General features: G+C 72.2%; 15 protein-coding genes. 12 read left to right on the top strand and 3 right to left on the bottom strand.

What is annotated here, in order from left to right:
* Positions 1 to 100 precede the first annotated feature (100 nt).
* Positions 101 to 829, bottom strand: a complete 729-nt coding sequence (locus tag ACZ6YG_RS01400; RefSeq protein ID WP_148030193.1) for a helix-turn-helix transcriptional regulator — start codon at positions 827 to 829, stop codon at positions 101 to 103.
* Between the two features lie 55 nt (positions 830 to 884).
* Complete coding sequence (locus ACZ6YG_RS01395) at positions 885 to 1904, bottom strand: PHP domain-containing protein (RefSeq protein ID WP_466016885.1); 1020 nt, start codon at positions 1902 to 1904, stop codon at positions 885 to 887.
* A 92-nt stretch (positions 1905 to 1996) separates the two neighbouring features.
* On the opposite strand from ACZ6YG_RS01395, the gene ACZ6YG_RS01390 reads away from it, so the two are divergent.
* From ACZ6YG_RS01390 to ACZ6YG_RS01350, 9 genes are all read left to right on the top strand, one after another.
* Complete coding sequence (locus ACZ6YG_RS01390) at positions 1997 to 2413, top strand: hypothetical protein (RefSeq protein ID WP_148030191.1); 417 nt, start codon at positions 1997 to 1999, stop codon at positions 2411 to 2413.
* Between the two features lie 3 nt (positions 2414 to 2416).
* Entirely contained in the window at positions 2417 to 3565 is a 1149-nt protein-coding gene (locus tag ACZ6YG_RS01385) for a glutathionylspermidine synthase family protein (RefSeq protein ID WP_148030190.1), read from the top strand.
* A complete protein-coding gene (locus tag ACZ6YG_RS01380) occupies positions 3562 to 3993 on the top strand; it encodes a DUF350 domain-containing protein (protein ID WP_148030189.1) in 432 nt (143 codons plus the stop codon). The genes ACZ6YG_RS01385 and ACZ6YG_RS01380 overlap by 4 nt, the downstream gene beginning before the upstream one ends.
* Positions 3994 to 4063: 70 nt before the next feature.
* Complete coding sequence (locus ACZ6YG_RS01375) at positions 4064 to 5182, top strand: PucR family transcriptional regulator (protein ID WP_148034387.1); 1119 nt, start codon at positions 4064 to 4066, stop codon at positions 5180 to 5182.
* A gap of 108 nt (positions 5183 to 5290) precedes the next feature.
* Positions 5291 to 6187 (top strand): ACP S-malonyltransferase, encoded by an 897-nt coding sequence (locus ACZ6YG_RS01370; protein ID WP_148034386.1) that lies wholly within the window; start codon positions 5291 to 5293, stop codon positions 6185 to 6187.
* Positions 6184 to 7140: a beta-ketoacyl-ACP synthase III gene (locus ACZ6YG_RS01365; RefSeq protein ID WP_148030188.1), complete on the top strand. Its 957-nt coding sequence runs from the start codon at positions 6184 to 6186 to the stop codon at positions 7138 to 7140. The genes ACZ6YG_RS01370 and ACZ6YG_RS01365 overlap by 4 nt, the downstream gene beginning before the upstream one ends.
* A gap of 74 nt (positions 7141 to 7214) precedes the next feature.
* The gene (locus ACZ6YG_RS01360) at positions 7215 to 7454 is read left to right on the top strand and encodes an acyl carrier protein (RefSeq protein WP_148030187.1); all 240 of its coding nucleotides are present in this window, start codon (positions 7215 to 7217) and stop codon (positions 7452 to 7454) included.
* Positions 7455 to 7493: 39 nt separating this feature from the next.
* On the top strand, positions 7494 to 8726 hold the full coding sequence (locus ACZ6YG_RS01355; protein WP_148030186.1) for a beta-ketoacyl-[acyl-carrier-protein] synthase family protein: 1233 nt from the start codon (positions 7494 to 7496) through the stop codon (positions 8724 to 8726).
* Positions 8727 to 10151: an acyl-CoA carboxylase subunit beta gene (locus ACZ6YG_RS01350; protein ID WP_466016884.1), complete on the top strand. Its 1425-nt coding sequence runs from the start codon at positions 8727 to 8729 to the stop codon at positions 10149 to 10151.
* Between the two features lie 70 nt (positions 10152 to 10221).
* Here the strand turns inward: ACZ6YG_RS01350 and ACZ6YG_RS01345 are convergent, their stop codons facing one another.
* A complete protein-coding gene (locus tag ACZ6YG_RS01345) occupies positions 10222 to 10716 on the bottom strand; it encodes a DUF3145 domain-containing protein (RefSeq protein WP_148030184.1) in 495 nt (164 codons plus the stop codon).
* A gap of 177 nt (positions 10717 to 10893) precedes the next feature.
* Between ACZ6YG_RS01345 and ACZ6YG_RS01340 the strand changes: the two genes are divergently transcribed.
* The 3 genes from ACZ6YG_RS01340 (at position 10894) to ACZ6YG_RS01330 (ending at position 12959) form a co-directional block, all read left to right on the top strand.
* The gene (locus ACZ6YG_RS01340) at positions 10894 to 11907 is read left to right on the top strand and encodes a S8 family peptidase (RefSeq protein ID WP_466016883.1); all 1014 of its coding nucleotides are present in this window, start codon (positions 10894 to 10896) and stop codon (positions 11905 to 11907) included.
* Between the two features lie 72 nt (positions 11908 to 11979).
* Positions 11980 to 12516 (top strand): RNA polymerase sigma factor, encoded by a 537-nt coding sequence (locus tag ACZ6YG_RS01335; protein WP_148030182.1) that lies wholly within the window; start codon positions 11980 to 11982, stop codon positions 12514 to 12516.
* The gene (locus ACZ6YG_RS01330) at positions 12513 to 12959 is read left to right on the top strand and encodes a hypothetical protein (protein ID WP_219551817.1); all 447 of its coding nucleotides are present in this window, start codon (positions 12513 to 12515) and stop codon (positions 12957 to 12959) included. The genes ACZ6YG_RS01335 and ACZ6YG_RS01330 overlap by 4 nt, the downstream gene beginning before the upstream one ends.
* Positions 12960 to 12993 lie beyond the last annotated feature (34 nt).

Raw genomic sequence — 12993 nt, 5'->3', positions numbered from 1 at the left:
CCGAGGTGTTGTCGCTCATCCCATCTCCTCATGTCACTTTCCGGACGAGAACAAGAATGTGGCGCTCGGGCGACAACCCTATGTCGGTGTTTTCGAACTCCTAATCGAGAAGAGTGCCGTGGACGATCATCTCCGGCACGTCGGCGGCGAAGCCCTCCAGCGGCCGGTCGGGGCAGCGCTCGGCCGAGACGGCGGCGCCGACGATGCGGTCGAGGCGGAAGACGCGCACGTCGTCGCGGAGCCGGCACCACGCCACGAGATACCAGAACCCGCCGCGACCGCCGAGGAAGACGCCCGGCTCCACGTCGCGGGAGGTCAGCGCGCCCTTGGCGTCGGCGTAGTCGAGGCGCAGCACCCTGCGGCGCAGCAGGGCCTCCTCGATGGCGCGGGAGACGCCCTCGGCGCCGAGCGGGCGGGCCGGGCCGCCGGGCTCCGGCGGCTCGGCGACGTGCATGACGCGGCGGGCCAGCTCCCGGGCCAGCTCGCCCTCGCGGCCCGGCATGGCGGCCACGACCTTGCGTAACGCGCTGCGGGCCTGGCGGCCGAACGGCTGGTCACCGGCCCGGCTGAGGGCCACCGCGATGGCCACCGCCTCTGCGGGGGTGAAGTTGAGCGGGGGCAGGGACATCTTCTTGTCGATCGCGTAGCCGCCCCTGCGGCCCGCCTCGGCGTAGATGGGCACCCCGGACTGCTGCAGCGCGGTGATGTCGCGCTCGATGGTGCGCACGCTCACCTCGAACCGCGCGGCGAGCTCGCGGGCCGAACGCGAGCGCGGCGAGATGGCGCGCAGGTCCTCGACGAGCGCGTAGAGCCGGTCGGTGCGGTTCACCCTTGTGACGGTACGCTCCGGCACCGACAATCCCTTGCCCGCCGGGGTTTCCGCGTCAGCGGGCCCACTCCAGGAGCTCGTCGGCGGGCCAGGTGTTGACGATCCGGTCCGGCCCGACACCGCACTGCGCGGCCCGCTCGCAGCCGAACCGCTGCCAGTCGAGCTGGCCGGGCGCGTGCGCGTCGGAGTCGATCGCGAACACGCAGCCCTGCTCGTACGCCTGGCGCAGCAGCCGCTTGGGCGGGTCGAGCCGGTCGGGCCTGGAGTTGATCTCGACGGCCACGCCGAACCGGCGGCACGCCTCGAAGACCAGCTCGGCGTCGAACTCCGACTCGGGCCTGCGCGCGCCGCGCTCCCCGCCCGCGCGCACGACCCGGCCGGTGCAGTGGCCGAGCACGTCGACGTGCGGGTTCGCGATCGCGGTGACCATCCTGCGGGTCATCTCCTCACGATCCATGCGGAGCTTGGAGTGGACGCTCGCGACCACCACGTCGAGCCGGCCGAGCAGCTCGGGCTCCTGGTCGAGGCCGCCGTCGAGGTTGATGTCGACCTCGATGCCGGTGAGGATCCTGAACGGGGAGAGCCGGCGGTTGAGCTCGGCGACCACGTCGAGCTGCTCGCGCAGCCGGGCCGGCGGCAGGCCGCGGGCGATGGTCAGGCGCGGCGAGTGGTCGGTCAGCGCCAGATAGTCGTGGCCGAGCGCGCGGGCCGCCTCGGCCATCTCCTCGATGGGCGAGCCGCCGTCGGACCAGTCGGAATGGCTGTGCAGGTCGCCCTTGAGCGCGGCGCGCAGCCCGGCGGCCTCCTCCCCCAGGTCGGCGCCCTCCGTCGCGCGCAGCCTGCGCAGGTAGGTCGGGACCTGCCCGTCGAGCGCCTCACTGATGACCAGGGCGGTCACCTTGCCGATGCCGGGCAGCTCGGCCAGGCCGCCGGACCGCGCGCGCCGTACCAGCTCCTCGCGCGGCAGCTCCGTGACGACGGAGGCGGCGCGGCGGAAGGCGCGCACCCGGTAGGCGGGCTCACCAGCGCGTTCCAGGAGAAAGGCGATCTCCCGGAACGCCTCGACCGGTTCCATACGTTCATCCCTACCAGAAGCGGCCCGACGGGGAATTGTACGGCCGGGCGCGGCCCCGCTAGGCTTTCCGACCGCAAGAGAGCAGGAGCTAGATGGCCCAGACGCCGCACCACGCCGCCACCCCCGGCAAGCCGCCCCCCAAGAAGAAGTCGTCCAACGTCGTGACACTCACCGTCATCGGGGTCGTGTCGGTGATGGTGGTCGGCTACTGCGCGGCCACCTCCAACGCCGAGGACGTCACCGCCGACTGCGTCGACACCAGCCAGCGGGCCGACGACGGCTCCTACATGGTGGTCGAGGACTACTACTGCGACGACGACGACAACGGCGGCACCCACTACTACGGCGGCTCCCGCGCGGCCTATCACTGGTACTACGGCGGCACCAGGGTGGGGCAGCGAGTGCGCAGCGGCACGACGCTCCGCCCCGCCGACGCCACCATCACCAGCCGCGACGGGCGCTCGATCCAGCGGGGCGGCTTCGGCAGCTCCCGCACCGGCGGGGGCTGAGTGGTGCGGCGCGAGCACGGCGCCCCCCGCGAGGGCTGGGAGAAGACCATCGAGGGCCAGGGCCTGGCCTACCACCGGGCGGCCCACCCCGAGGGCCTCAGCAGGCCCTACTGGGACGAGTCGGTCCACTACGTCTTCTCCATGGCGGAGGTGGAGTCGCTGGAGGAGCAGGTCGAGGAGCTGCACGAGATGTGCCTGCGTGCCGCCGGGCACGTGGTCGAGACCGGGCGCTTCGCCGACTTCGCCATCCCCGAGTGGGCCGCCGACGACGTGGCCCGGTCGTGGGAGCGGCGCGACGCCCACCTGTACGCCCGGTTCGACCTGCGCTACGACGGCGCCGGCCCGGCCAAGCTGCTGGAGTACAACGCCGACACGCCGACCTCGCTGCTGGAGTCGTCGGTGATCCAGTGGTTCTGGCTGAAGGACGCCCACCCCGGCGACGACCAGTGGAACTCCATCCACGAGCGGCTCATCGACCGGTGGCGCGAGATGCCGCTGCCGGCCGGCGCCACCCACTTCGCCTGGACCAACATGGACGAGACGGGCGAGGAGGCCATGACCCTGGCCTACCTCCAGGAGACCGCCGAACAGGCGGGCCTGCGCACGGTCGCCGTCGCCATGGAGGACATCGGCTGGGACGCGCTCAACCGGCGCTTCGTCGACATGGACGAGGAGATGATCCGCTCCGTCTTCAAGCTCTACCCGTGGGAGTGGATGCTGTCGGAGCCGTTCGGCCGCCACGCGGTGCGCCACTCGACCTGGATCGAGCCGCTGTGGAAGGCGCTGCTGTCCAACAAGGCGCTGCTGGCCGTGCTGTGGGAGCTGTACCCCGGTCACCCCAGCCTGCTGCCCGCCTACCTCGACGGCCCGCGCGAGCTGGAGTCCTACATCGCCAAGCCGCTGCTCGGCCGTGAGGGCGCATCGATGCGGATAGTCACCCCGGCCCACACCCAGGAGACAGCGGGCTCCTACGGCCGGGAGGGATACGTCTTCCAGGGCTTCGAGGCCCTGCCCGACTTCGGCGGCCAGCGTCCGGTGCTCGGCGCCTGGGTGATCGGCGACGAGGCGGCCGGGCTGGGCATCCGGGAGACCACCGGCCTGATCACCGACGACACCTCGTCCTTCGTACCTCACCGAATCGAGCTCACATGACTCTGCTGGAGACCCTTCTGCGTGGCGCGGGCGCCATCGCCTCCTACGCTGCCGTCGGCGTCATCCTGATGATCGTCGGCTTCTACGTGATCGACCTGGCGACCCCGGGCCGGCTGAGCGAGGTCATCCGCAGCCAGCGCAACCCGAACGCCACGCTGCTGGCCTCCTCGGCGATGGCCGCCGTGGGGCTCATCGTCGCGGCCTCGATCTGGTCGTCCGGCGGGCGGCTGGCCGAGGGGCTGGCGGGCACCGCCGTGTTCGGCCTGGTCGGCATCGTGGTGCAGACGCTGGCGATGCTGCTGTTCGACCGGGTGGCGGGCATCTCGGTGCGCGATCTGGTCAAGGAGCCGGAGCTGCAGCCGGGCGCCAGGCTGCTGGCGGTCACGCACGTCGCGATCGGCCTGATCACCGCCGTCGCGGTCATCTGACGGGACCTGGCACTCTAGGAGCGTGACAGACCGGACCCGGGAGGACACCACTCGCAGGCTTGAGCGGGCCATGGGCGCGCTCGGCACGGCCGCCATGGCCCGCATGGACGAGCAGCTGCCCTGGTTCCGCGCGCTCAGCGCCGAGGACCGCTCGTGGGTGGGGCTGGTGGCCCAGGCGGGCATCGCCGCGTTCGTGGAGTGGTTCCAGTACGCCGGCGAGGACCGCCCGACACCCAGCATCGAGTTCTTCGGCACCGCTCCGCGCGAGCTGAAGCGCTCGATCTCGCTGCAGCAGACCGTCGACATCGTCCGGGTCGTGGTGGAGGTGGTGGAGGCACAGGTCGACCAGCTGGCCGCGCCCGGCGGCGAGGAGCAGCTGGAGCAGGCCATGCTCCGCTACACCCGCGACGTGGCGTTCGCGGCGGCGCACGTCTACGCCCGCGAGGCCGAGGCCAGGGGGGCGTGGGACGCCCGGCTGGAAGCGCTGATCGTGGACGCCCTGGTGCGCGGCGAGGTCGACGACGGACTCCACTCGTGGGCCGCCGCGCTCGGCTGGACGTCCTCCCCCGTGGTCGTGATCGCCGGTCACGCGCCCGACGGCGACCCGCGCGAGGTGATCGACGGACTGCGCGAGCGGGGCCGCCGCATCGGCATGGAGCTGCTCGCCGGGGTTCAGGCCGACCGGCTGATCGTGATCGTGGGCGGCGCGGGCAGCGTCAACGACGCGGCCCGCCAGGTCGTGGCCCGCTTCGGCCAGGGCCCGATCGTCATCGGGCCCGAGGTGACCGACCTGCACGCCGCCGCCAACTCGGCCAGGGCCGCGCTGGCCGGGCTGAAGGCGAGCTCCGGCTGGCCCGACGCGCCCCGCCCGGTGCACGCCGAGGACCTGCTCGCCGAGCGGGCGCTCGACGGCGACGAGGCCGCCAGGGAGCAGCTCGTGGAGAACGTCTACCTGCCGCTGGCCGGCACCCCGCTGCTCGACACGCTCGCGACGTACCTGGAGCAGGGCACCTCGCTGGAGGCGACCGCGCGGCTGCTGTTCGTCCACCCGAACACAGTGCGCTACCGGCTCAAGAAGATCACCGAACTGACCGGATACCAGCCGACCGAGGGCCGTTCGGCCTTCACGCTGCAGGTCGGGCTCATCCTCGGCCGGCTCGCGGAAAGCGCCGTAACCTGGCGGCCTTAACGTAACCGGAGCGAAACCCGAACTGTGGGGTTCCTACAAAGCACCCCGGACAAAGTGTGTGCAGATCTTCATCAGCGTGTCGGACTTCTACAGGGCATGGTTGACTTCGTGCTTGTACTCGTCGCGCCGGGCCAAGGCGCCCAAACACCAGGTTTCCTCACTCCGTGGCTCGAGCTTCCCGGCGTGGCGGACCGGCTGGCCGCCTGGTCCGACGTGGCCGGCATCGACCTGATCGCCTGCGGCACCGTCGCGGGAGCCGACGAGATCCGCGACACCGCCATCGCCCAGCCGCTGCTCGTGGCGGCGGCCCTGGCCTCCGCCGAGGTGCTCGGCGCGGCGCCCGACGTGCTGGCCGGCCACAGCGTCGGCGAGTTCGCCACCGCGGCGCTGGCCGGCGTGCTGACCCCGGAGCAGGCGCTCGCCCTGGTCAGCGAGCGCGGGCAGGCCATGGCGAAGGCGGCGGCGACCGCCGAGACCGGCATGACCGCGGTGCTCGGCGGCGCCGAGGACGACGTGCTGGCCGCGCTCGACAAGCACGGCCTGACGCCCGCCAACATCAACGGCGCCGGTCAGATCGTCGCCGGCGGCACCGTCGAGCAGCTCGCCGCGCTGAAGGCCGAGCCTCCGGCGCGCGCCCGGCTGATCCCGCTGTCGGTCGCGGGCGCCTTCCACACCGTCCACATGGCCCCCGCCGTCGAGCAGCTGCGCGAGGCCGCCGCCCAGATCGAGCCCGGCGACCCCGAGGTCACGCTGCTGTCCAACGCCGACGGCGCCGCCGTCGCGAGCGGCGGCGAGCTCATGCGCCGCCTCGTCGACCAGGTGAGCAACCCCGTGCGCTGGGACGCCTGCATGGCCACGATGGCCGAGCTGGGCGTCACCCGGATGATCGAGCTGCTGCCCGGCGGCACGCTGACCGGCCTGGCCAGGCGCGGGCTGCGCGGCGTCGAGACCGTGGCGCTCAAGACCCCCGACGACCTCGACGCAGCCAGGGAGCTGATGAAGTGAGGATCCTCGAAACCGCGCCGGGGGCTAAGCTGCTGGCGCTCGGCCACTATCAGCCTTCCACCATCGTCTCCAACGAGCAGCTGGCCAAGACCATGGACACCAGCGACGAGTGGATCCAGTCCCGCGTCGGCATCAAGGAGCGCCGGGTCGCCGGCGACGCGGAGAGCCTGGAAGACATGGCCGCCCAGGCGGGCGGCAAGGCTCTGGCCGCGAGCGGCCTGGCCGCCTCCGACGTCGACCTGGTGATCGTGGCCACCTGCACGCTGGAGAGCCAGATCCCCAACGCCGCCGCCGTGGTGGCGCACCGCCTGGGCATCGACGCGCCCGGCGCGTTCGACGTCAACGCCGCGTGCGCGGGCTTCTGCTACGCCCTCGCCACGGCCGACAACGCCATCCGCGCGGGCTCGGCCAGGCACGTGCTGGTCATCGGCGCGGAGAAGCTGTCGCAGTGGATCGACTGGACCGACCGGTCCACCGCGGTGATCTTCGCCGACGGGGCGGGCGCGGCCGTGGTCGGCCCGTCCGACGCCCCGGGCATCGGCCCGGTGGTCTGGGGCAGCTCGGGCGACAGGTCCGACGCCATCATGATCCCCGACCGCCACGGCTCCCTCCGCCAGGAGGGTCAGACCGTGTTCCGGTGGGCCACCACCGCCCTCCACCCGGTCGCCAAGCAGGCGTGCGAGCGCGCGGGCGTCGACCCGTCCGAGCTGTCCGCCTTCATCCCCCATCAGGCCAACCTGCGCATCATCGAGGCCATCGCCCGCAAGCTGGGCGCCGACAAGGCCGTCGTCGCCCGTGACATCGTGCACGCCGGCAACACCTCGGCCGCCTCGATCCCGCTCGCGCTCTCGCGCATGCTGGAGCGCGGCGAGGTCCGCTCGGGCGAGCTCGCGCTCGTCCTCGGCTTCGGCGCCGGCCTCACGTACGCGGGCCAGGTCATCGAGATCCCCTAGTCCCCCGTACGATCTCTCAGAGCTTGCACGGCCAGTCCGTGCAGAACCCAGGAAACCAAAGGAGAACCAACGACATGGCTGCCACCGAGCAGGAGATCCTCGAGGGCCTCGGCAAGATCATCAACGAGATCACCGGGATCCCGGCCTCTGAGGTGACCCCCGAGAAGAGCTTCGTGGACGACCTCGACATCGACTCCCTGTCCATGGTCGAGATCGCCGTGGCCGCCCAGGACGAGTTCGGCGTCGAGATTCCCGACGACCAGCTCAAGAACCTGAAGACGGTCAAGGACGTCCTCACCTTCATCCAGAACTGAAGTCCGGCAACACCAGCTGATCGACAAGGAGTGCGGAACGTGAGTGCAAACCGGGTACGTGTCGTCGTCACCGGGCTCGGCGCGACGACGCCCGTCGGTGGAGACGCCACTTCCTCCTGGTCGGCGCTCCTCGCCGGTCAGTCGGGCGTCGCGACGCTCACCGAAGACTGGGTCGACACCGTCCCCGTGACGTTCGCGGGGACGGCCGCCGTCGACCCGGCCGAGGTCCTGCCCCGGCCCGAGGCCCGCAGGCTCGACCGCAGCGAGCAGTTCGCCATGGTCGCCGCCCGCGAGGCCTGGCAGGACGCCGGCGCCCCCGAGGTGGCGCCGGAGCGGCTCGGCGTGGTCGTGTCCAGCGGCATCGGCGGCATCAACACCACCCTGTCCGCCTACGACACCTACAAGGAGCGCGGCTGGAACCGGCTGTCGCCCTTCACGGTGCCGATGCTCATGCCCAACGGGCCGGCCGCCTGGATCGGCCTCGACCGGGGCGCCCAGGCCGGGGTGCACGCCACCGTGTCCGCCTGCGCCTCCGGCGCCGAGGCCATCGGCTACGCGATGGACATGATCAGGGCCGGCCGGGCCGACGTGGTGATCGCCGGCGGCACCGAAGCCGCCATCCACGGCCTCAACATCGCGGCGTTCGCCGCCGCCAGGGCCATGTCCACGCGCAACGACGACCCGCAGGGGGCGTCGCGGCCGTGGGACCGCGAGCGCGACGGGTTCGTGCTCGGCGAGGGCGCGGGCATCCTGGTGCTGGAGAGCGAGGAGTTCGCCAGGGCGCGGGGCGCGCGCATCTACGCCTACGCCGCCGGTGTCGGCTACTCGGCCGACTCCCACCACATCACCCAGCCCGAGCCCGAGGGCCGCGGCATCATCATGGCGATGACCCAGGCTCTCACCGACGGCGACCTGACGGGCCAGGACGTCAAGCACGTCAACGCGCACGCCACCGCCACCCCCGCCGGGGACGTCATCGAGGTGCAGGCCGTCGCCAAGGCCATCGGCACCCACCCGCTGGTCACCTCGACCAAGTCCATGACGGGTCACCTCCTGGGCGGCGCGGGCGGCATCGAGTCCGTCTTCACCGTCAAGGCGCTCCACGAGCGGATCGTCCCCGCCACCATCAACCTCAACGACATCGACGACGGCATCGAGGTGGATCTCGTCCACGGCGAGAACCGCACCCTGCCGGAAGGCGACATCGCCGCGGTCAACAACTCGTTCGGTTTCGGCGGCCACAACGTGACCGTCGTGTTCAAGGGGGCTTAAATGACCGTGCTCGACAACCGTGTGCCCACCGAAGGCGCCGACCAGGAGCCTGCTGATCCCCGAGACCCCGTCGTACGACTCGCCGCGCTCCTCGACGAGGGTTCGCTGCGGCTGATCACTCCCCAGGACAAGAGCGGCGTGCTCGCCGCCATGGGCCGCGTCGAGGGTGTTCCCGTCGTCGCCTTCTGCAGTGACGCCCGCTTCCAGGGCGGCGCGATGGGCAGCGAGGGCTGCGAGCACATCGTGCACGCCTACGACGTGGCCGTCCGTGAGCGGGTGCCGATCCTCGGGATCTGGCATTCCGGCGGTGCGCGACTCGCCGAAGGCGCCGAGTCGCTGCACGCCGTCGGCCGCGTGTTCGCGGCCATGACGAAGGCGTCCGGCATCGTGCCGCAGATCTCGGTCGTGGTCGGCGCGGCCGCCGGCGGCGCCGCCTACGGGCCGGCACTCACCGACCTGGTGATCCTCGCCGACTCGGGCCGCATCTTCGTCACCGGCCCCGACGTCGTACGCAGCGTCACCGGCGAGAACGTCGACAGCGCCGCGCTGGGCGGTGTCGAGCCCCACAGCAAGCGCAGCGGCGTCGTCCACGTCGTCACCAAGACCGAGACCGAGGCTCTGCTCAAGGCGCGCCAGCTGGCCATGCTCCTCGGCCACCAGGGCCGGGTCCGGCCCGCCGGCATCGAGGAGGTCGACTTCTCCAGCCTGCTGCCGGAGTCGGCGCGCCGCGCCTACGACGTCAAGCCGCTGGTCAACGGCCTGCTGGACGAGCCGGGCGTCGAGCTCCACCCGAAGTGGGCGCCCAACGTCGTCACGTCGCTGGGCCGGCTCGGCGGCCGCACCGTCGGCGTGATCGCCAACAACCCGATGCGGCTGGGCGGCTGCCTCGACGCCACCTCCGCCGAGAAGGCGGCGCGGTTCGTCCGCATGTGCGACGCCTTCGGGGTGCCGCTGGTCGTGGTCGTGGACGTGCCCGGCTACCTGCCCGGCGTCGGCCAGGAGCATGACGGCGTGGTGCGCCGCGGCGCCAAGCTGCTGCACGCGTTCGCCGAGGCGTCGGTGCCGCGGGTCACGCTGGTCACGCGCAAGGCCTACGGCGGCGCGTACATCGCGATGAACTCCCGCTCGCTGGGCGCCACCAAGGTGTTCGCCTGGCCGACGGCCGAGATCGCGGTCATGGGCCCGGTGGCGGCGGTGCGGATCCTCAAGCGGCGCGAGCTGGCGGCGGCGCCGGAGGAGGAGCGGGCCGACCTGGAGCACCGGCTGGCCGCGGAGCACGAGAAGCTCGCGGGCGGGCTCACCCGCGCGCAGGAGCTGGGCGTCATCGACGAGGTGATCAAGCCGGAGGAGACCCGCGGCGCGATCGCCAAGGTCCTCGCCCAGGCCACTCCCGCCAGGGGCGCGCACGGGAACATCCCGCTGTAGTCCAAGCACGAAAGGGGCCCCGCACCGTGACCGGTGCGGGGCCCCTTCGCGTCGCAGGCGCGGGGACGGGTCACACGGCGGCGTGCAGCCAGCGGACGGGCGCGCCGTCGCCGGCGTAGCGGAACGGCTCCAGCTCCTCGTCCCAGGGCTTGCCGAGCAGCCTGTCGAGCTCCTCCTCCAGCACGCACCGCCCCTGGGAGGCCATGAGCATGGCGGCGCGCAGCCGGTCTTCGGGGATCATGATGTCGCCGGAGGCGCCGATGACCGCGCTGAACGGGCCGAGCGTCGGCGTGTAAGCGTGACGGGTCCCGTCGACGCCCTGCGAGGCGTCCTCGGTGATCTCGAACCGCAGGCGCTGCCACCCCATGAGAGAGGAGGCGATGGCGGCCGCTATGCCGGAGCGGCCCTCCCATTCCGCCTGCGCCCGCACGACGTTGGGCGCGGCAGGTTGCGGTGTCCACGTCAAGTCCACGGGCACGCCAAGGACACCCGCGACTGCCCATTCGATATGCGGGCACAGCGCGGGCTGAGCCGAGTGGACGTACAGCACGCCACGAGCAGACACCGGACCTCCCGATTCGGTACGAGGTGCGCCTTCCCCAACGGCCTCGTCCAACGGGATGATCACATGTGACTAGGGAGAGACTACCGTCGGTCGCAATCGGACACCAGAGGGGGGCCATACCAAGTTGGTGCGCGTGTGGCACGTGACAGTCGCTCCATCGGGGATAGATACCCGCTCATGGACATCGAATCGGCAGGCCACGCGCTCATCCGACCGGGTCAGCTGCTGACCGACCGCGGCGCGCTGTCGACGGCCGCGCGCTGGACGCAGGCCGTGTCCGAGGGCGACGGCGTCTGCATGGTGCATCTCTCCCAGGGCGTCGACCCGTGCGAGCTGACCGCCGAGCTGCGCGAGCACGGGTTCCGCGCCTCGCCCAATCACGTCCTCACCGGGCAGCCGCTGTTCTTCGGCGGTCCCGCGTCGCGTCCGTTCCCGGCCGAACCGGTCCACTACCGGCCGGGGCGGTCCCGGTCGGAGGTGACGGTGGGCCTGCTCGACACCGGCGTGGCCGGCCACCGCTGGTGGGCCGACGCCAACTGGTACGAGCAGGCAGCCGAGGACGCGCCGGACGCCGTCGAGGGCGCCCAGGCGGGTCACGGCACGTTCATCGCCGGGCTGCTGGCCCGCCAGGCGCCCGGCGCGTCGCTCCAGGTGGCCCGGGTGCTCGACGGCGAGGGGGTGGGCGACGAGGCGGCCGTGATCAGGGCGCTGCACCGCATGCGCGGGCGTCCGCCGCAGGTGCTCAACCTCTCCTTCGGCGGCCACACCTTCGACGACCGGCCGCCGCCCCTGCTGGCCGACGCGCTGGCCGAGCTGTCCGACACCGTGGTGGTGGCGTGCGCCGGCAACACCGCGTCCGACCGCCCGTTCTACCCCGCCGCGCTGGGCAGCGTGATCGCCGTCGGCGCCGTCGACTCCAGCGAGCGCCGGCGCGCTCCCTACTCGGCCCACGGGAGCTGGGTCGACGCGTGCGCCCGCGGCGACTGGGTGACCAGCAGTTTCCTGGAGCAGGGCGAGTTCGCCGGTTACGCGACCTGGAGCGGCACGTCCTTCGCCACCGCCGTGGTGGCGGGCACGATCGCCGCGGCCGCCCACGACCGGCCGGCCAGGCAGGCGGCCGACGAGCTCCTCAGTCTCAGGGAGACCCGGCAAATTCCCGATCTGGGAGTTCTCGTTCCGTCGAGTCTGTAGAGTTTACGCTCAGTCCACAGGCGATCACGTGGAGGCAGAACAGCCCCCTCCGCCGGTCTGGAAGGAGGCCATATGCCCGATCCACGCCAGCCCGCGGAGCTGCTCCCGGCGGCCGCCTCCGGCGACCAGAGCGCCTGGAACGAGCTGGAGGCCAGATTCGGCCCGCGCATGTGGGCGGTGGCACGCGCCTGCGGGCTCAACGAGCCCGACGCCGCCGACGCCGTCCAGGGAGCCTGGCTGCGCCTGCTCGAACACCTGCACGACATCAGCAACCCGGCAGGCGTGGGCGCGTGGCTGGCGACGACCACCCGCCGCGAAGCGCTCCTGCTGATCCGGAAGGCGAAGCCGGGGCCCGCCCCGTTCGACGTCACGCACGACCCCGACCCGGAGTCAGCCGTCCTGGAGGCCGACGGCAACCGCATGCTCTGGAAGACGGTCTCCACCCTCAAAGAGCCATGCCGCAGCCTGCTCACGCTCGTCGCGAGCGATCTCGGGAGCCGGCAGGTCGCCGTGCGGCTGGGCCTGCCCATCGGCAGCGTCGGCCCGACCAGGGCCCGCTGCCTGGAGAAACTGCGCACCCTGATCTCACTACAGGAGACGGTGCAATGATCGACGACGAGTACTTCCTGGCGGCTCTCCGGCTGGCCTCCGGACACGACCCGGTTCCCGCGTACGTGTCCACCGCGGCCCGGCAGGCCTTCGCCTTACGGGTCCCGCACGCGGTGACCGCCCTTCCCACCGGCTACACGGCCGCGCGGGGAGTGCGGGGCGCCGAAGGCCCGCAGCTGGTCCGGTTCGTCACGGAGGGCCTCACCTTCGACCTGGAGGTGACCATCGGCGACGGTCTGATCGACGTGGCGGGCCAGGTGTCCCCACCCCCCGGGGAGGGGTGCCACGTCGACGTCCGCACTCCCCACCTGACGCTGACCAGGCCCGTCGCCACCACGGGCCAGTTCGCGGCCACGGGCCTGCCTCCGGGCTGGCTCAGCGTGGTCTGCCACCGGCCCGGCCACGCACCCGTCCAGACCAGGTGGGTACGCGTCCGACCGTGACCCCTCGGCCGGGGCCGAGGGGTCCGCATCCCCC

The organism is Nonomuraea sp. NPDC054003, assembly GCF_055585125.1.
The sequence above is the reverse complement of the archived record's forward strand: the minus strand, read 5'-3'. Positions and strand labels throughout refer to the sequence as shown.

Excerpts from the sequence above, each read along its gene's own strand:
- ACZ6YG_RS01395 (WP_466016885.1), bottom strand. The coding sequence starts at position 1,904 with ATGGAACCGGTCGAGGCGTTCCGGGAGATCGCCTTTCTCCTGGAACGC.
- ACZ6YG_RS01390 (WP_148030191.1), top strand. The coding sequence starts at position 1,997 with ATGGCCCAGACGCCGCACCACGCCGCCACCCCCGGCAAGCCGCCCCCC.
- ACZ6YG_RS01380 (WP_148030189.1), top strand. The coding sequence starts at position 3,562 with ATGACTCTGCTGGAGACCCTTCTGCGTGGCGCGGGCGCCATCGCCTCC.
- ACZ6YG_RS01375 (WP_148034387.1), top strand. The coding sequence starts at position 4,064 with ATGGGCGCGCTCGGCACGGCCGCCATGGCCCGCATGGACGAGCAGCTG.
- ACZ6YG_RS01360 (WP_148030187.1), top strand. The coding sequence starts at position 7,215 with ATGGCTGCCACCGAGCAGGAGATCCTCGAGGGCCTCGGCAAGATCATC.
- ACZ6YG_RS01350 (WP_466016884.1), top strand. The coding sequence starts at position 8,727 with ATGACCGTGCTCGACAACCGTGTGCCCACCGAAGGCGCCGACCAGGAG.
- ACZ6YG_RS01340 (WP_466016883.1), top strand. The coding sequence starts at position 10,894 with ATGGACATCGAATCGGCAGGCCACGCGCTCATCCGACCGGGTCAGCTG.
- ACZ6YG_RS01335 (WP_148030182.1), top strand. The coding sequence starts at position 11,980 with ATGCCCGATCCACGCCAGCCCGCGGAGCTGCTCCCGGCGGCCGCCTCC.
- ACZ6YG_RS01330 (WP_219551817.1), top strand. The coding sequence starts at position 12,513 with ATGATCGACGACGAGTACTTCCTGGCGGCTCTCCGGCTGGCCTCCGGA.